This is a genomic window from Pantoea cypripedii (genome assembly GCF_002095535.1).
GTDB lineage: Bacteria > Pseudomonadota > Gammaproteobacteria > Enterobacterales > Enterobacteriaceae > Pantoea > Pantoea cypripedii.
The window spans coordinates 1-15,265 of sequence record NZ_MLJI01000001.1; the positions used below are offsets into that span (position 1 = coordinate 1).

The window sequence follows — 15,265 nt, forward strand, 5'->3', positions numbered from 1 at the left end:
ATCCACGACACGCTGCGCGGCCAGGTGGACTACGGCTATGACGCCGAAGGCCGCCTGCTGAAGCATTACGAAGCCCGGCAGGGCCACGCCAGCCGCTGGTTCCGCTACGATGCTGCCGACAACCTGGTGGATGAGGAGCAGGCTTCCGTCGCGGTGAGGGATAACCGTCTGCGGCAGTGGCAGCAGCTGTTGATGAAATACGACGCGTGGGGCAACCTCATCCGTCGCCGCAGCGGCCAGTATGAGCAGCAGTTTACTTACGACGCGGAAAACCGGCTGATAACCGCCAGCGGCAGCGGCCCGCAGGGTCAGTTTACCGCGCAATATCATTACGATGCGCTGGGCAGACGTACGCGCAAGGTGGTGAACAGCGGACAGGCTGAGCAGGAAACCCGCTTTCTGTGGCAGGGCTATCGCCTGTTACAGGAGCAGCAGGCGAACGGCAACCGCCAGACCTATGTTTATGACCCGGCAGAGACCTGGAGCCCGCTGGCGCGTATCGACCATCAGCAGGATACCGCGCAGGGAGAGATATTCTGGTTTAGCACGGACCTGAACGGTGCGCCGCTGGAGGTGACGGATGCCGGGGGTGCGGTACGCTGGAGCGGGCAGTACGGCAGCTTTGGCGAGGTCAGCAGGCAGACGGAAGGGTTTTACCGCCTGTCCGGGCTGACGTCGCTGCATCATCAGCCGCTGCGCTACGCCGGACAATACGCCGACCGGGAAACCGGACTGCATTATAATCTGTTCCGGTATTATGACCCGCAGGTGGGACGGTTTACGGTCCAGGACCCGATAGGGCTGGCGGGGGGAGAAAACCTTTACGCTTATGCGCCGAATCCGTTCGGTTGGATCGATCCGTTAGGTCTGAATGCATGTGGTCCAAATAAGAAGACTACATTTGAAGGGGTAAGCCGCCGTGATGCATTCAGGCAGGCTAAACGTGATGCAGGAATACCGAATTCTCAGCATCCATTTGAAGTAAGTAGAGCAAGATTAGGTGATGGGTATGGTGATTTTGTACGTAATAAGAATGGAACACCTATTGAGACACGACAATATCATTTTAAAGGCGAGGATGGTGCGACCATCGTTATCCAGGAGCATAGCTTAGGACATGTAAAAGCAACACCGTTACATGGCGCTGAGCCGCACTTCAATGTAAGGCCAATATATCCTGAAACCAATAAAGTACTAGATACAGGTAGCGTTTCAGGAACGCATGGACATTATAATTTCCCCTGAGGTGAAAATGTGGTTCGATAATGCATTACATAAAGAAAAAGTGGTTCACATGTTGGGAGGTGAACTTTGTGTAGATTGCGCTGAATTTCAAGGATTTTATTTTAATGAAATATCTTCTCTGAAAGTTTATTTAATTGTTAGGGGTATTCCTAAAATCCATCCTAAAAAGTGGGATGAAAAAAGAAGTAATGCCATTGCATTAACTTTAGGTTTTGTAGGGATAAAGAAATTTAAATCCGAAGGAAATAGGATTAATTTTATCTGCTCTCCAAAAATTGATAGCACTGTTGGGAATGCAGTCATTAGAATTGAGAATGAAAACTTCAATTTTTTCTGTGAGGCAGAATTCCTGGATATAGAAGGAATAACACCTTACAACGATGAACGGTGGGATTAAAATGATTTCACCATACTTAAAGTAAATGAATGACAATCCATTGTAATCACATGCTAATAATACCCGAAAGAGAGATGGATAATTCTTCCGGGTTTTTATTTTATCCGTCCAGGGTCACTTCAGGTAGTTTGGTTCGATCCTGATCGTGACCACTTCTCCGGTCTCAAGCCCTGCCTCATTCAGCCACTTTCCCGCGATGTTGAATTGAGTAATCATAAAGTATTTAGAAGGGAGTGATGGTTATGTTGAAAGAAAATGAAGAAATAACCCTTACCGGACAAGAAGCTATCAAGATCCTCTCTGAGGTCGAATATATCCTTATATCTCTGAGGAATATTGCGCGCTATTACTACAATAAGCCAAATGAAGAAATAAGTGATGGTGATAAATTAAAATACCATCAGGAAACAAGCGATTTTATTGATGATAATAAAGTTACTCATCGCTTAGCCTCTATTAGAAAAATAATATCTGAGAAGTTTAATAGTGAACTAGGTGATAATGATATGGATGATATTGAAAGAGAAATAGAAAAATTAGAATACTGGACTAAGCCAAAAATATCGTCGTGAAGACTAGCCGGAAGTGATCTGAATGATCCTTCCGGCTTTTTATCTTCAGCCGCCAGCCGCCGCCGTAAGAATCAGGTACTCTGTCTCCAGGATGCAACCGCCACCCCCTCCCTCAAACTGGCGAGTTATCGTTATTTATTGGCCTTACGCATAAACATAGCCATTTGCGGTTTTTTTATAATCCTCCTGACTGACCGGATTCAGGCCCGGTTTTGCCTGACAGCATCGGGAGGAAGTATGGATATTAACGTGACCTTCATGCATCAGTTGCTGATCTGGATTGAAGCGAACATCGACCAAAAACTGATTCTGGAGACCGTTGCCCAGCGGGCGGGGTATTCGCAATGGCACCTGCAACGTCTGTTTCGCCGTTATACCGGCCTGGCGCTGGGTGCCTATATTCGTGAGAGGAAGTTAACCGCCTCGGTGATTGAGTTGCTCAGTGGCAACACACCGTTGATGCACATCGCTTTGCAGTTCGGTTTTGATTCGCAGCAAACCTATTGCCGTACATTCCGCCGCATGTTCAATCTGCCACCTGGCGCGTTTCGTCGTAAATATCAGCACAGTCTGCCGCCGATGGATGGCCCGGCTAGTCTGTTGATGCTGCATTCGCACGGTCAGCAGGTGTAGCAAAGTATTTGCCCGGTGTTGATCCAAAGGCGTTGCGGAACGCACTGATATAGCTGCTGACATTTTCAAATCCGACCTGCCATGCCACCTGCTGCACACTCTTTCCGTCGGCGAGTTCCTGCAATGATTTCAGTAAACGCGCAACCTGACGATACTTTGCCAGGCTCATGCCGGTGGCGCTGGCCCAGTGGCGGCTCAGGCTGCGCGGGCTGAGTCCGGCCCAGCGCGCCAGCTCCGGGCCGGTACGCGCGTCGGATGGGTCATCCATCAGCTGGCGGGCAATCTGCAACAGACGCGGGTCCTCAGGTAACGGTAAGGTAAGCGGCTGGACCGATGCCTGGTAGAGTTCATCGAGAAAGACCTCGCTCAGCCGGTTGTAACGATCGCTGCCCCAAAAGTCCGGCGACAAGGTCGCCAGCCTTTCTGCCAGTGGCTCCAGCAGTGCCGGACAGGCTAATAGAACCGGACGATCCGGCAAGGGTGTCGCCAGCGCCTCATCAATCAGCACCGTCCAGCCTGTCACGCGCCCCGGCCCGACGATGGCGTGTTCAAAGTGCGGCGGAATCCAGCCTACCAGCCGCGGCGGATTGGCGAAGATGCCAGAGGGCGTGTTGACCGTCATTAACCCCTGTTTCAGGCAGTAAAGTTGCCCGGCGGCATGCTGATGGGTGTGGCTTTCGCGATCCAGTTCTTTGGAGAGTGACACGGCAATGACTTTGGGCGCATCCGGCTGCATCAACCGCTGACGCAGATCGTCCTGGCGTGGGTCGTCAGCGAAGGGGATGTTATCGGCAGGGCTAAATAGCATGAGGTGTCCTGGGGTGAAGAAGGCAAAGTGGCGGAAGATCACAGGAGTGTGATTTTGTTGTTAATAATTGATTATTAGTGATTTTAATGTGTTATGGTAATCATATACCCCCATAAGTACCCCCATTTAAATGATGTTTTTGATGATAAGTGGTCTATTTTTTCTTCTAACCCGAACAACTGTAGACATTAATGTGTATTGATGCTTTCCGATGGGATGAAAATATAAAAGCCCATTTAACATGGGCTTATGGATGAAGAGATTTAAATGGAAGTTAATCAATATTGTAAAGTCATCAATCTAACCAATTGAAATGCAATGACTTATCATTTTTTTCTATTTTTGGTACAAAATTTTATACATTAGCTAGGAATTAATGATTCTTCTGTACCTCTGGTGGAAAGCATCCCTACCTCCTTCCATAATCTCACAGATTGCATGACGAACCGCACGTTCCTGTAGACATCCATTTGATGAGGTTTTAGTAAGCCCTGTCTGTTGGCTCAGGGCAACAACCAGCTCAGAATCACCATTAACAACAATATTAGCATTGTGGGTAACAACTAAAATTTGTCTATTTTTCTTGTTCTCTTTTATTTTTCTAACGATTAATTCGTAAATAAGTTGGTTGTCTAAATCATCCTCGGGTTGATCTAGTATAAGAGGATCATTGCCATAAGATAATAGGAAAGCGAGCACTGTGGCCGCTTTTTGCCCAGCGGATCCTTGCGAAATGTCTTTAAACCGTTTGCCATCACGAAATTTTACACTAATAGCATCGTTGGGGAACCATCCTATGAGAAGATCAATCATCTCATCAGGAATGTTACTCCTAAGATCTGAAAAACGCTTTCCAATACTGACACCTAAGATGTTATCTAGTGTTTTATCAAAAAAGGGTTTTTTTAATTCGCCAATCAAACTGATAATTTCATCTTGATTATCACCTTTTTCTTTTATTTTGTTGTGGAGAACGTTAAGGAATCCTTTTTCTTCATCATTATAGATTTCATTTGAATAAGTAGCGTCGTTTCTTCCGATTACATTTCTGAACCCACTGTCTAAATGTTGGTTGTCTCCACAAAATTCAATATTTACTTTTATACTACCATCATTAATATTTAACTTACTTAAGAAGATCTTGCGTTTTTCTGTTATTTCCTTTCTTAGCTTGATAAGCTCTCTGTAACTATTTGAAATTATTTCATTATTTTTCTTTATTTTTTCCTCGTCAAGGGTTATTTTGCCAAGTCGTTCATTAATAACCTTTCTTGAGGCAATGAGTGGGCCATAATCACTAGGGTTTTTTATTCCACTTTCTTGTAGGGAACTAACTAAATCATTATATTGTTTTTTGCTGTTGTTTATCTCATTGGTTAAATTTGATGTGTTAAGCCAATTTTTAAATGCATTTATTTCATTATTGCTTTCTTTGATGAGATTGTTAATGGCTAGAGTGTTTTCATTGAGTTTTTTTTCAAGTTCACTGAATTTTGAAATGAACTCTCTTCCATTTTCTGTAGTTTCAAATATATTTTCGTAATCTGTTTTAATATCCTGTGTGGTTGATAATTGTTGTTCAAGTGTTGAGAGTGTTTCAACTTTTGAATTTACCAATTCTGTTGCTTTGCTGCTTTGAATTATAGCTTTTTGATAGTTGGAAAAAATTAAACTGTGACCTGATTTCTCAATTGAGTTTATCTTCTGGTTAGTATCATTTAGTTGTCCTTGAAGAGTCCCTTTAGTAGAAATGTTTGATTTTAGTTCCCTGACCTCTCTCCTGTGTTGTAGTAAACTCGAGAGTTCTTTATGCCACCTATATTCCCATTCTTGAAAATCAACGTCTGATGATTCGTCTATCAACTTTAAAAGATAATTTGGGGATTTTGATATTTCATAAATTTGTTTTTGGCTAAATATCTTAACAGGGAATCGGCTTGCAACATCGCCTTCTTCTGAAATTCTATTTTCACCATCCATCCTGTATATTATGCTTCTTTTATTCTTGAAGTCCCATGATAATATATAATCTACATTTTCTTTTTTATAGCCAATGATTATTTCTGTTTCATCCAAAAAAACTCCATCATCATCTTTTGTTTTTGCTTTTTGGGCAAGTTTAGAATAAGACTTGAACAAGTCATCGTTGGATGTTAATTGAGATAATTCATTTTCTCTGCAAAGAGCAGTTCTCAGAAATTCCAAAATAGTAGATTTACCACTTCCCCTTCCGCCGATGATACAGTTTAACCAAGGGTGGAAGTCTATTTTAAATTCTTCATTCCTTCCACAATATTTAGTTCCATTTATTCTTATCGATGTTATTCTTTTATCGGAGTATATATTTGGGGAGTCCTTATGTTGGTCAGATCTTTTAATTGAATCCTTACCATCCAATAGTGCTAATTTTAAACCTTCAATAGAAGGCATACCCATCTTGACCCATGTATAAGAACGTCCGACTTTATTCGGATGATGAGCATCTGAACCTAAAACTTCAGGCAAGTTGATACCCAGATTGATATATCCCTTTAATGGACTGCTATCAGGCTGTTTTGCTTCATATTCAGCATGTGTTCTGATGACTTCAACAGCAGAAGCATTATTGAGGATTTGATTCAAAGTTGAGCCTGATTTATGAACTAAGCAAAGCCCACTCGGTTTGTCAATGTGCGCGGGAATTGCAACTCCGTCTCTTTTTATTATTATGTCAATAACTTCTTGAGGGCTGCATTCCGTAACTGCATCACTGTCCCCTGGCTTTCCATTGTATTTAACCTCACCAATTATCTGTGCAATTGAACTGCTAGTCTTGTTAGGGTCAAAAATACCTAGTATATGAATATTACCATGACTAGAAATTTCAACGCCGGGGAAAATGAAAATTGAGTACCCTTCTGACCTCAATGTTTCTGCTTCGATTTTTAGTTTGTCAATCCATTCACCAGAGTTGTGATCAGTTACTGCAATGCATTCTATGCCTTGGCTAATATAATCCATCAGCCATTGTCGGGGTGTCATTGAAGCTTTGATTTCGTGATCTGACTTCCCGTAATCCATTGAGACTGGTGTGTGAGTATGAAAATCAAATTTCCACCATTTTGACCCTATGTACTCCATAAAGTTTATCTCCGTAAGTAATTTTGCTGTGAATGCCTCTAATTTTTTAACAAAAGGTATAATTTAATAATAAGATACTGAAGTGCACTCTACTGCGCGCAATGCTATCCCCGCCACGCCTGCCCGCTTCATGCACCGCTTTTCATGCGGGTGAATGATTATGCTCAGACCGCGCCAGACAGGCTGCTGTGTGTGCCTCTGGCCGGTGAAAACTTCATGCAGATCCATGCACCCTATGCATGCATACTATTTATACTCGCCAGTATTCAGAAAATCTTCAGGTTTTTGACAAAAAAATCCCCGCCGGATGGCAGGGATTGAACCGAATATTGTTATCAGTGCCGGAATGCAGAACCGTAGCGTCCCAGCGTCTGAGGTTGCCGCTGGGGCGGCGGTGGCGGTGGAGCCGGGGGCTGTTCCGGCTCTGGTGGCCGGGTGATGACTTTCACGATATTTTCATGCGTCTTGAAGGTACTGGAGCATTCCAGGTTGGTGCACTGATGGTAAGACTCCTTTACCTGTTCAGAAAGATAGCGACTGCTTTTAACGTGCGAAGAATGGCGGCAGAACGGGCAGCGCATCATTGTTTATTCTCCCTCTGCGCGCGTTTTGCTTTCAGTTGATGCAACAGCTTATGTACAGCAACCGGGCTGTTGTACAGGTGCATATCCACGCCGGTCAGTGCAGGACGGCGCAGTCCTATTTTTGTCAGTACCGGTTCGCCTTCCATATCCAGCGTTGCTTTATCCGCTGCACGGGTCAGCAGTTCCCCCACCTGACGGCCCAGAATGACTTCTGGTTCTTCATGGAAAGCGGCAGTCTGCTGACCGCTGTCACTGAGCTGCATTGCCATCAGTTTCAGTTTGATCCCGCGCAGCAGCTTCGGACTGATGTTGCGCATAGCTGAATCCCACTGGCTTTCGGCATAAGCGGTGAACGCGGAACGATGCGCATGGACATACTGTCGGGCGGTAGAAACGGCATTAGTCATCTGGCCCTGTTTTTCCAGCTCCAGCTCTTCAATCAGCGCCGTGAATTCGTCGGCCAGCTCCTTGCTGGCGATACGCTGGCTGTGCTCGGCGCGCATTTCCGGCGTAATGGCACCACGCAGGCTGCGAAAGCGCGTGCGCCAGTTACTTTCCGCCTCCTTTCCACTTTCTATGGCGTCGTTACGTTCCTTTTCGCAACGGGTTATGGATGAATTAATCTCGTTGAGTTTCAGCATCTGCGCGGTGTGCGCTGCTTTTTCCCGGCTGAATGCTTCAATTTGCTGTGCAACAACGTCGGTGGTCATGGTGATTTTTCTCCCTCTGTAAAGGCTGAGATCATTCTGCTGTGGCTGATAAAACAATTCATGCCGTCCCTGTCTGTTCTCCCACCACAGGACAAAGCCAGTGTGTTTATGTCACTGTTTTAGGCCTGCCAGGAAAAAGGCGCTGTTTCGCTGGCTTACCGGCTTATCTGTCTCTGCTGTGGTGTAACAGGGGTTACATGGGTTACATGACTGAATTGAAGTACTTTTTTTCATTCTGGCCGGTGTAACACGACGGGTTACAACGGGTAACAGGCCTGAAACGGCGTTACACCTGTTACCTTTTCACTCTGAATGAGGTGTAACAGGGTCAGCCCTGCTCTGACGCGGTTGTTACACCTGTTACCTCTGTTACCCGTTATGAATAAGACTCACGCAAAGCCTTAACCCGGCACCTCGCTGTTAAAGACATAGAGCCTGCGCACGTTCATCTCTGGCGGGCGTATACTGGTCTGGAGCTTGCCGTCATTGGCTGCCAGCAGATAGCCCCGGTCGGCGCAGAGACGCGCCACCTTGCGCGGATCGAAGCCCCGGCAGATTTCTTTCCACCCGGACGGCATGACATAGAACGTCGTGACTGCCTCCGTGCCCTGTGCCGTGCTGCCTTTCTCCACCCTGCGCCAGCCCACCATGTTGCCGGGGCGGTTGCGCTCGTCGTGCCAGTCGGCAAAGCGGCTGTACTGGTTAGCGGTGAAGAAGCTGCGCACCTGCTCCAGTGCGGCAATATCTTCCTGGTTGGCGGTATGCCCCCGGTCTTTCAGCCAGGCACTGAGGCACACGCGGGTTGCCCGCAGCGCTTCACCCTCCTGCCAGCCGGTAATGCCGAGCCGGGTTGCCAGCTCTCCGGCCATTGCCACCAGGGCAAAACGGTTTACCGCACGGCCCACCTGATTGCCCGCATCCTGTGGAGTGAGGGCGGCGGTGTACTCCTTCATCAGCGCCTTTGCCTGCGCCGTCAATCCGTTCAGGTCTGCGGTCAGCGCTTTCAGCCACTCGCGGAACGGCGCGCCGTAATAGCTGGCCGTGGCCCATTCCAGATGTTCGGCCAGTGCCTTGCCGCTCTCAAAGCCGTGCAGCTCTTCAAACACGCCGAATTTCCCGGAGTCGCTGGGTATCTGAATCATTCTCACTTCCATTCCGGCAAAGGTGCGCTCACCGGCTTTCGCGGCGTGCTCAGTCAGTGACAGCTCGCCGGTGGAGAAGAACAAGAGCCGCCACTGCTTACGGGTACGTAGCTCGCCGTCCGTACCGGCACGGCCCTTGCCCTGACCATTTGCCAGCATGTAGGCGATGTTGCCTGCTTCGCGCCCGTCCACCTCGCGGATTTCGTCAAGCATCATGGCCGCGTCGTTGCGACGGCTGGCGCAGCCCTCCAGCGCGTTGCCGGTCGCGCGCCATGTCTGCCAGTAGTCCGGCCCGCCGCATACGGATGTCGCCGCCTTCATGGTGGTGGTTTTGCCGTCCGTCGATTCACCCTTGAGGTGGTAGCCGCCGCCGTCCATGCCGACCAGACGCAGCAGCGGGGCGGCAAAGGCGAGGCTTACCGCAAACGCCACGCGGGAGTTGCCGGTGCAGAAGCGCGCCACATTTTCGCGCCACTCCTCCACCGTGCCGGATACGCGGAAGTCGCGTCCCTGCACGGAGGTGGTCTGGAGAATGACGCCGTCGGCACCTTCGCCGCTGACCTCATCCTGGAGGACGTAAACCTGACCGTGCCAGCCGGTGCGGCTCACGCAGGTGACGCGGCGCTCCGGTTTGCACAGTGAGATGTATTCCATCAGGCGGGCGCGGGCCTCGCCGGTGGTGCTGATGTATGACAGGCCGTTGACCAGCAGCACCCGGCGCAGCTCCTCGCCGCTGCCACTCAGCATTTCCATCGGCATGGCCCAGCGGCGACGCTCGCCCCATGTATCCTCCCATTCCAGCAGGCGGCCAAAGTTGCCGCCGTCAGCGTCGCAGGTAATGGCCGTGACGCGTAGCGGGTTACAAATTTTCACGTTCTGGATTTCTGTCTCACCGTTGCGCTGCACCTGCTTTTCGTACCAGAGGTATTCCTGAGTCAGCCGGAATCCGTGCGGCAGTTGCGTGCGGCCCTCACCGCACAGCACCAGACCGTTACGGAAGGCTTCACGGGCGCGGGTCACGCCGTGTTCCCGGTGAAAATCGTTCCAGTCGGCTTTAATTTCACCCGGTGGCAGACTCACCCAGCCACTGACGGCTTTTGCTGCCTTCTCCGCAAACGCTCTGCCGGGGTTCTCACCGCCGTCCTGAAAGTCGTTGTCACCGGCGATGACAATCTTCGTCTCCGGCCAGCGCGCCCGCAGCGCCTGCGCCACGTTCGGCAGGTTGCCCGCAGATATAGCGGCCACGACGCACCCGGTTGTAATCTGGCTCACGGTCAGCGCTGTGGCGTACCCTTCGGTAATCACAGCCTGCACCGGTGGCTCTGGCGGCAGCGGGCTGAGCGCCACAAACGCGCCCTTCATGGTGCTTCCCGGCAGCAGGCTTTTCTCACCTGTGGGTGCAACAAGCTGCGCGCCGGTCACTGCACCGTCTGCTGTGGTCAGTGGCAGCAGCAGGGAACCCGCCGGAAAGGTTGTGCCGCTGATGCGTTGCGCACTGCCGGTGAGGCATCCCGGATAACCGGCAAAGCCTTTGCCGGTCAGATAAACACTTTCGCCCGTGTGGCTGGCTTTCACCAGCGCCTCCACCGTGGCGGGCATGTCCCGTTTCGGGGCTTTCTGCCTGGCTGGCTTAACCGGCATGTCCTGCACATCACGAACATCGAGCACCTGTGCCACCTCCTGCGCGGCCTGTTTCACGCCTTTGCCTGTCACCAGCTTCACCAGGTCAAGGCCGTCACCGTTGCCGCAGTGGCTGCAAATCCACGTACCCCGCCCCTCAAGGTCATCCATGCGGAAACGGTCTTTACCTTCGCACTTCGGGCAGGGGCCGTGCCTGCCGCCGTCCGGCACGCTGAAGCCGAGCAACTGAAAAACGACCGTCCAGTGACCGCGCGCAGCGGCAGCAATGTCTGATACTGACTGTGCTGTCATAACGCCTCCTTAATGCCGGTACAGCGACACGCCGGTGTCACAGAAGTCATCAAACGCCGCCGGAAGTGTGCAGTACAGTGCCGTCATCACCTCACAACCCCGTGCTGTCAGTACGGGGGGGGCGGTCAGCAGCGACGGTTCCAGCATGTCGGTGAGCAGGGCCAGCGCAACCGCTGCGCCCCGTGCCTCGCCGTGCTCATTTACCATCGCGCTTTCAATGTGCAGGGCGATGGCCATTTCTATACGCTCGACCGTCAGGCGGTGCGGGCCATGCGTCTCGCTACCGGTTTCGGCGAGGCGCTTTTCCCGCCAGGCGGTGGCGATGGCTCGACGATAAAGGGCAGTGGTAAGTTCTGCCGGAAAAATAGAAACCTGTGGCTGGTTCATTTACGGGCCTCCGTCAGCGGGCCGCACTGGTCAGTGACGTCCGCGAGATCACTGTAGAGATAGTCCATCAGCGCCGCGACGCCCGGCACGTTGCTGCCAAACGGCAGGCCGTCATTCTGCGGGTGCTGGGCAAACAGTTGTTGCAGCAGGTCACAGGCGTCTTTTGCGCGCGCCAGTTTTTCAAATGATGCTTCCGACAGACCATAAGTGAATGCGTCGAAAGGGTTGTTTTCAGGCAAGGGGATGCCCTGAGCACCATTGTGCCCGTTGAAAATATTCATGGATTACTCCGTCAGTACGTGGCTGGCTGTGGTATCAGAGAAAGTTTGAATAATGATCGGCATCCTTTGCCGGTGGCTGCTTTTCGTGTCGTTCACGCCAGCGCGAGAACGTAACGGACGGATGCAGGTTCAGCGGATTAAAGCCACCACTTTCACCAGACGGCACTGCGGTTCTGCGAGGAGCAGCGCAAATGCGGGTGTAGTTTTCCTCAAACCATGCCAGCGGCGATGAGGTCAGTTGGCCGTCGCTGTCGTAGCGGTACAACACCTCATGACTGAATTCCGGGTTAGCGGCTGCGACGGAGAAAGGCGCAGCGGAAAGACGCAGCACAATAACCGTCCAGCCTTCCCGGTGCTGCCAGCGTTCCCCGTTCTGTGGATATTCACGCATGACGGCCTCCGAGGCAGGGCAGGCGGCCCGCAAATAACAGAATGTAATCAGCAGCCAGACGGCGACGGGCGCTCTGCTCATCACCGGCAGTGATACGCAGCATGACGGGGCGACAGGACAACTGAGAACGGTTGATTGCCGCAAATATCCAGGTAGACTTTGATGTAGCCATATTATTGTTCCAGGTATGTTTGGTTAGATGCCCGTTATGTGTTGCAGCACAGGCGGGCATTGTTTTTTGGGTTTATGATAACTACAATGGTAATTACCATGTAGGTCATCATAAGTTAGGGTAATTACCATGTCAACACCGCAAGAAAAACGTTCGCCCCCATTTCAGATGCGCTTAACAGATGAATTCAGGCAGCAGTTGGAAGCAGAAATGCGTAAAGATGGTGATACTGCTCTGGCTGCATGGATAAAACGTGTACTGCGTAAGGAACTGCAATCACGCGGAATTGATCCTAATGGCTAAGGGTCGCAAACACGCGCAAAACCTTTACTCAAAGAAGATCTTTTTTTAAGCGGCTATGGCTCAAGCCGCTTAAATCCTTGCCTGTTGCAACTGTCTTGCCTGTTTTCTCATCCCCTCAAATTTCTCGACTGAACTCACCTCATGCTGATCGCGCCATCCGTAATAGTCGGCAGCACGCCAGCGCGACATGCGTCCAATTTTTATAGGGTGGGGAAAACGATTCTGTGAAATTAAACGATAAATCCATTTGTCACTTAGCAGGCAGTCAGCAGTGATGAACTTCATATCGATCAAGGCATCCATCGGAGGGCGCTGTGTGGTCAAAAAATCATGGGTAGGGGTCATAGCTCATTCTCCGTTTGTTCACGTCTACTCGCTTCAATACGGAAAATTTAATCATCGAAATTCAGTTGGTTAAATGTGACTAAAGCGCAGGAAACGAAAAGGCATTAGTCACAACATTTGTTATCAGAATGTTAACCCTTCTTTCTTGATACAGCTTCTTAATAGACTGACGATAGTGTCAAAACTAAGCGGTGGTTCTCCTTTTTCAGGCCAAAATTCACCAGCATGCAGGAATAAATGCTCTGTGATAGCCGCGGGACTTTCTCTTCTGAGTTTCATATCACGATGATACAGCGCAACAACAGCCATCAGGACTTCAACTCTGGGAATCGCGTGTTTTTGCTTTTGCGCTTCTGATTGTGCTTTGTAATTTTTAATGTTCTTTTTAGGTTGATTTTGTTCCCTGACAGCATCTAAAAAGCATGAGATTTCCTTCTTCGTAATCCATAGAGTATCTAATAAATAATAATTTTCTCTTTCATCATAGTTAACATATAAAATAATTTTGGAATTTAATGTGCATTCTCCTGATGGAGTAAAATAAGACGGCCATTCGTCTGGTAGTCCCTCATGTTTTATCAAAATATCCTTATACTCATCATCTACTGAAAATAAGCCTTTCATATAGCATTTTATAAATCCATCATCATTGCATTTCATGTCTTCATCATTAATGCGTAAAGAACAGCTTTCAGATAAGATATAGTAGCCTTTTTTATCTCTGGGTAAGGATGCTAACTGTCCAATTAATAGGCTATTTTCAGTTTCAGATTTAAGGGAGCAGGAAACTTCCAAATCGTCATCATGAAATTCCATACAAAGCTCAATTCCTTTATTAAAGGCAAACCACAAAATATCCTTGATATCACAACCAATTATTTTTGCCGCCTCTGATAATTGATAGTGGTCACGTAAAAGAGCATCTGTATTTTGTATTTTTAAAAAATCCATTTTATACACCTCCATTTGGGGTTAAATAATCTGCATACCACTGCATCATTTCTCTACGGCCATCAAAATATTGCGCATGGTTGTAAGCTCCCCTGATGGCATTTTTATCCACATGGGCCAATTGCATTTCTATCCATGCAGAGTCATAGCCTTGCTCATGCAAGATTGTACTCATAGTATGCCTGAAGCCATGCCCGGTCAGTCTTCCCTTATAGCCCAATAGCTCAATGACCTGATTAATGCTTTCTTTGCTAATAGGCTTACGTGGATCATTCCGGCCAATAAATACTAACGGATAATGACCGGTTATCGGTTTAAGTTGTTTGAGTAGAAATACAGCCTGATTCGATAGCGGAACTTTATGAGGGCGACGCATCTTCATATGTTCTGCTGGTACTTCCCATACTGCCTTATCGAGATCGATATCTTGCCAGCGAGCGAAGCGTAACTCCTGAGTTCTTACACCCGTATACATGATTAAATAAGTAGCTGTTTTAGTTATAACACTTCCGGTATATCCAGCCAGATCGTTTAAGAATGCTGGGAGTTCCTGAGCAGTTAAAAACGGCAAGTGCTGTTTTTTATGTATAGCTAATGCGCTTGCCAGGTCGGGTGCTGGATTATATTCAGCTCTGCCCGTAATAATCGCATAGCGAAAGACTTCTCCGCAGCGTTGGCGCACCTTACGCATCTTTTCTAATGCACCGCGCTTTTCCATTCTTTTAAGCGTTTCAAGCAGTTCCAGCGGCTTAATGTCAGCAATAGGCTTCATACCTATAAAGGGAAAAATATCCTTTTCGAACGTGCTTAGAATCTCCTCACGATAGCGAAGTGACCAGCGGTCAGCTTTAGCTTTGTGCCACTCCCTCGCGATCGCTTCGAACGTATTTGCAGTAGCGATTTTTTTTGCTTGTTTTTCGGCTTTTTTCATCGCTCCCGGATCATCTCCAGCCGCGAGACTTCGCCTGGCCTCATCTCGTTTCTGGCGAGCAACTGCAAGTGGTACGTCAGGATAGACGCCGATAGATAGTAATTTCTCACGTCCTAAAACGCGGTACTTCATTCGCCAGTAGCGGGAACCATTGGGATTGACCAGTAAGTACAGGCCGCCGCCGTCTGCGAGCTTGTAGGGCTTATCCAGCGGTTTTGCTGTGCGCACCTTGACGTCAGTTAAGGGCATTCCGTCTCCTTCTGGGGGTATCAATTTTATGGGGTATTTTCTAACCCCCTAAAATACCCCAAAATGGGGGTAGATTTGAGTAGACATAGATTGACATCAGAAGAGGAGGGTT

18 protein-coding genes are annotated in these 15,265 nt (G+C 48.8%); 5 read left to right on the plus strand and 13 right to left on the minus strand.

Features of this window, described 5'->3' with window-relative positions; translation table 11 throughout:
• A partial coding sequence (locus HA50_RS00005) for an RHS repeat-associated core domain-containing protein (protein ID WP_208617270.1) occupies nucleotides 1–1,245 on the plus strand: 1,245 nt, incomplete at its 5' end.
• Nucleotides 1,223–1,642 (plus strand): Imm50 family immunity protein, encoded by a 420-nt coding sequence (locus tag HA50_RS00010; RefSeq protein WP_084871608.1) that lies wholly within the window; start codon nucleotides 1,223–1,225, stop codon nucleotides 1,640–1,642. The genes HA50_RS00005 and HA50_RS00010, both read left to right, overlap by 23 nt.
• A gap of 114 nt (nucleotides 1,643–1,756) precedes the next feature.
• On the opposite strand, the gene HA50_RS32090 is transcribed toward HA50_RS00010, so the two are convergent.
• Nucleotides 1,757–1,858: a SymE family type I addiction module toxin gene (locus HA50_RS32090; RefSeq protein WP_139810881.1), complete on the minus strand. Its 102-nt coding sequence runs from the start codon at nucleotides 1,856–1,858 to the stop codon at nucleotides 1,757–1,759.
• 26 nt (nucleotides 1,859–1,884) lie between these two features.
• Here HA50_RS32090 and HA50_RS00015 point away from each other — a divergent pair, with 26 nt between their 5' ends.
• Together HA50_RS00015 and HA50_RS00020 are read left to right on the plus strand one after the other, a co-directional pair.
• Nucleotides 1,885–2,214, plus strand: a complete 330-nt coding sequence (locus HA50_RS00015) for a hypothetical protein (RefSeq protein ID WP_084878245.1) — start codon at nucleotides 1,885–1,887, stop codon at nucleotides 2,212–2,214.
• A gap of 237 nt (nucleotides 2,215–2,451) precedes the next feature.
• Nucleotides 2,452–2,847, plus strand: coding sequence for a helix-turn-helix domain-containing protein (locus HA50_RS00020; RefSeq protein ID WP_084871609.1), 396 nt, complete (start codon nucleotides 2,452–2,454; stop codon nucleotides 2,845–2,847).
• Here the strand turns inward: HA50_RS00020 and HA50_RS00025 are convergent.
• From HA50_RS00025 to HA50_RS00065, 9 genes are all read right to left on the minus strand, one after another.
• Nucleotides 2,807–3,655, minus strand: coding sequence for an AraC family transcriptional regulator (locus HA50_RS00025; protein WP_084871610.1), 849 nt, complete (start codon nucleotides 3,653–3,655; stop codon nucleotides 2,807–2,809). The two genes, HA50_RS00020 and HA50_RS00025, sit on opposite strands and share 41 nt — an antisense overlap.
• A gap of 366 nt (nucleotides 3,656–4,021) precedes the next feature.
• On the minus strand, nucleotides 4,022–6,775 hold the full coding sequence (locus HA50_RS00030) for a TrlF family AAA-like ATPase (RefSeq protein ID WP_084871611.1): 2,754 nt from the start codon (nucleotides 6,773–6,775) through the stop codon (nucleotides 4,022–4,024).
• Nucleotides 6,776–7,110: 335 nt separating this feature from the next.
• The gene (locus tag HA50_RS00035) at nucleotides 7,111–7,359 is read right to left on the minus strand and encodes an ogr/Delta-like zinc finger family protein (protein WP_084871612.1); all 249 of its coding nucleotides are present in this window, start codon (nucleotides 7,357–7,359) and stop codon (nucleotides 7,111–7,113) included.
• Nucleotides 7,356–8,069 carry a hypothetical protein gene (locus HA50_RS00040; protein ID WP_084871613.1) on the minus strand — a complete coding sequence of 238 codons (714 nt, stop codon included), beginning with the start codon at nucleotides 8,067–8,069 and terminating at the stop codon, nucleotides 7,356–7,358. The genes HA50_RS00035 and HA50_RS00040 overlap by 4 nt, the downstream gene beginning before the upstream one ends.
• A gap of 401 nt (nucleotides 8,070–8,470) precedes the next feature.
• Nucleotides 8,471–11,143: a TOPRIM and DUF927 domain-containing protein gene (locus HA50_RS00045; protein WP_084871614.1), complete on the minus strand. Its 2,673-nt coding sequence runs from the start codon at nucleotides 11,141–11,143 to the stop codon at nucleotides 8,471–8,473.
• 9 nt (nucleotides 11,144–11,152) lie between these two features.
• Nucleotides 11,153–11,530, minus strand: coding sequence for a DUF5375 family protein (locus tag HA50_RS00050; protein ID WP_084871615.1), 378 nt, complete (start codon nucleotides 11,528–11,530; stop codon nucleotides 11,153–11,155).
• Nucleotides 11,527–11,811 (minus strand): hypothetical protein, encoded by a 285-nt coding sequence (locus tag HA50_RS00055; protein ID WP_084871616.1) that lies wholly within the window; start codon nucleotides 11,809–11,811, stop codon nucleotides 11,527–11,529. Before HA50_RS00055 ends, HA50_RS00050 begins: the two co-directional genes overlap by 4 nt.
• Nucleotides 11,812–11,845: 34 nt before the next feature.
• On the minus strand, nucleotides 11,846–12,202 hold the full coding sequence (locus tag HA50_RS00060) for a hypothetical protein (protein WP_084871617.1): 357 nt from the start codon (nucleotides 12,200–12,202) through the stop codon (nucleotides 11,846–11,848).
• Nucleotides 12,195–12,374, minus strand: a complete 180-nt coding sequence (locus HA50_RS00065; protein ID WP_084871618.1) for a host cell division inhibitor Icd-like protein — start codon at nucleotides 12,372–12,374, stop codon at nucleotides 12,195–12,197. The genes HA50_RS00060 and HA50_RS00065 overlap by 8 nt, the downstream gene beginning before the upstream one ends.
• A 129-nt stretch (nucleotides 12,375–12,503) precedes the next feature.
• Between HA50_RS00065 and HA50_RS31490 the strand changes: the two genes are divergently transcribed.
• Entirely contained in the window at nucleotides 12,504–12,677 is a 174-nt protein-coding gene (locus HA50_RS31490; RefSeq protein WP_167379232.1) for a hypothetical protein, read from the plus strand.
• Nucleotides 12,678–12,746: 69 nt separating this feature from the next.
• Here HA50_RS31490 and HA50_RS00070 read toward each other — a convergent pair whose 3' ends face one another.
• The 3 genes from HA50_RS00070 to HA50_RS00080 form a co-directional block, all read right to left on the minus strand.
• Entirely contained in the window at nucleotides 12,747–13,022 is a 276-nt protein-coding gene (locus HA50_RS00070) for a helix-turn-helix transcriptional regulator (RefSeq protein WP_084871619.1), read from the minus strand.
• Nucleotides 13,023–13,145: 123 nt separating this feature from the next.
• On the minus strand, nucleotides 13,146–13,973 hold the full coding sequence (locus HA50_RS00075) for a hypothetical protein (protein WP_084871620.1): 828 nt from the start codon (nucleotides 13,971–13,973) through the stop codon (nucleotides 13,146–13,148).
• Nucleotide 13,974: 1 nt separating this feature from the next.
• Complete coding sequence (locus HA50_RS00080) at nucleotides 13,975–15,153, minus strand: tyrosine-type recombinase/integrase (protein WP_084871621.1); 1,179 nt, start codon at nucleotides 15,151–15,153, stop codon at nucleotides 13,975–13,977.
• Nucleotides 15,154–15,265 lie beyond the last annotated feature (112 nt).

What these genes read in the sequence shown, in the direction of transcription:
- HA50_RS00055 (WP_084871616.1), bottom strand. Translation starts at nt 11,811, where the DNA reads ATGAATATTTTCAACGGGCACAATGGTGCTCAGGGCATCCCCTTGCCT.
- HA50_RS00060 (WP_084871617.1), bottom strand. Translation starts at nt 12,202, where the DNA reads ATGCGTGAATATCCACAGAACGGGGAACGCTGGCAGCACCGGGAAGGC.
- HA50_RS00020 (WP_084871609.1), top strand. Translation starts at nt 2,452, where the DNA reads ATGGATATTAACGTGACCTTCATGCATCAGTTGCTGATCTGGATTGAA.
- HA50_RS00030 (WP_084871611.1), bottom strand. Translation starts at nt 6,775, where the DNA reads ATGGAGTACATAGGGTCAAAATGGTGGAAATTTGATTTTCATACTCAC.
- HA50_RS00015 (WP_084878245.1), top strand. Translation starts at nt 1,885, where the DNA reads ATGTTGAAAGAAAATGAAGAAATAACCCTTACCGGACAAGAAGCTATC.
- HA50_RS31490 (WP_167379232.1), top strand. Translation starts at nt 12,504, where the DNA reads ATGTCAACACCGCAAGAAAAACGTTCGCCCCCATTTCAGATGCGCTTA.
- HA50_RS00025 (WP_084871610.1), bottom strand. Translation starts at nt 3,655, where the DNA reads ATGCTATTTAGCCCTGCCGATAACATCCCCTTCGCTGACGACCCACGC.
- HA50_RS00070 (WP_084871619.1), bottom strand. Translation starts at nt 13,022, where the DNA reads ATGACCCCTACCCATGATTTTTTGACCACACAGCGCCCTCCGATGGAT.
- HA50_RS00045 (WP_084871614.1), bottom strand. Translation starts at nt 11,143, where the DNA reads ATGACAGCACAGTCAGTATCAGACATTGCTGCCGCTGCGCGCGGTCAC.
- HA50_RS00040 (WP_084871613.1), bottom strand. Translation starts at nt 8,069, where the DNA reads ATGACCACCGACGTTGTTGCACAGCAAATTGAAGCATTCAGCCGGGAA.
- HA50_RS00035 (WP_084871612.1), bottom strand. Translation starts at nt 7,359, where the DNA reads ATGATGCGCTGCCCGTTCTGCCGCCATTCTTCGCACGTTAAAAGCAGT.
- HA50_RS00010 (WP_084871608.1), top strand. Translation starts at nt 1,223, where the DNA reads ATGGACATTATAATTTCCCCTGAGGTGAAAATGTGGTTCGATAATGCA.
- HA50_RS00075 (WP_084871620.1), bottom strand. Translation starts at nt 13,973, where the DNA reads ATGGATTTTTTAAAAATACAAAATACAGATGCTCTTTTACGTGACCAC.
- HA50_RS00050 (WP_084871615.1), bottom strand. Translation starts at nt 11,530, where the DNA reads ATGAACCAGCCACAGGTTTCTATTTTTCCGGCAGAACTTACCACTGCC.
- HA50_RS00065 (WP_084871618.1), bottom strand. Translation starts at nt 12,374, where the DNA reads ATGGCTACATCAAAGTCTACCTGGATATTTGCGGCAATCAACCGTTCT.
- HA50_RS00080 (WP_084871621.1), bottom strand. Translation starts at nt 15,153, where the DNA reads ATGCCCTTAACTGACGTCAAGGTGCGCACAGCAAAACCGCTGGATAAG.
- HA50_RS32090 (WP_139810881.1), bottom strand. Translation starts at nt 1,858, where the DNA reads ATGATTACTCAATTCAACATCGCGGGAAAGTGGCTGAATGAGGCAGGG.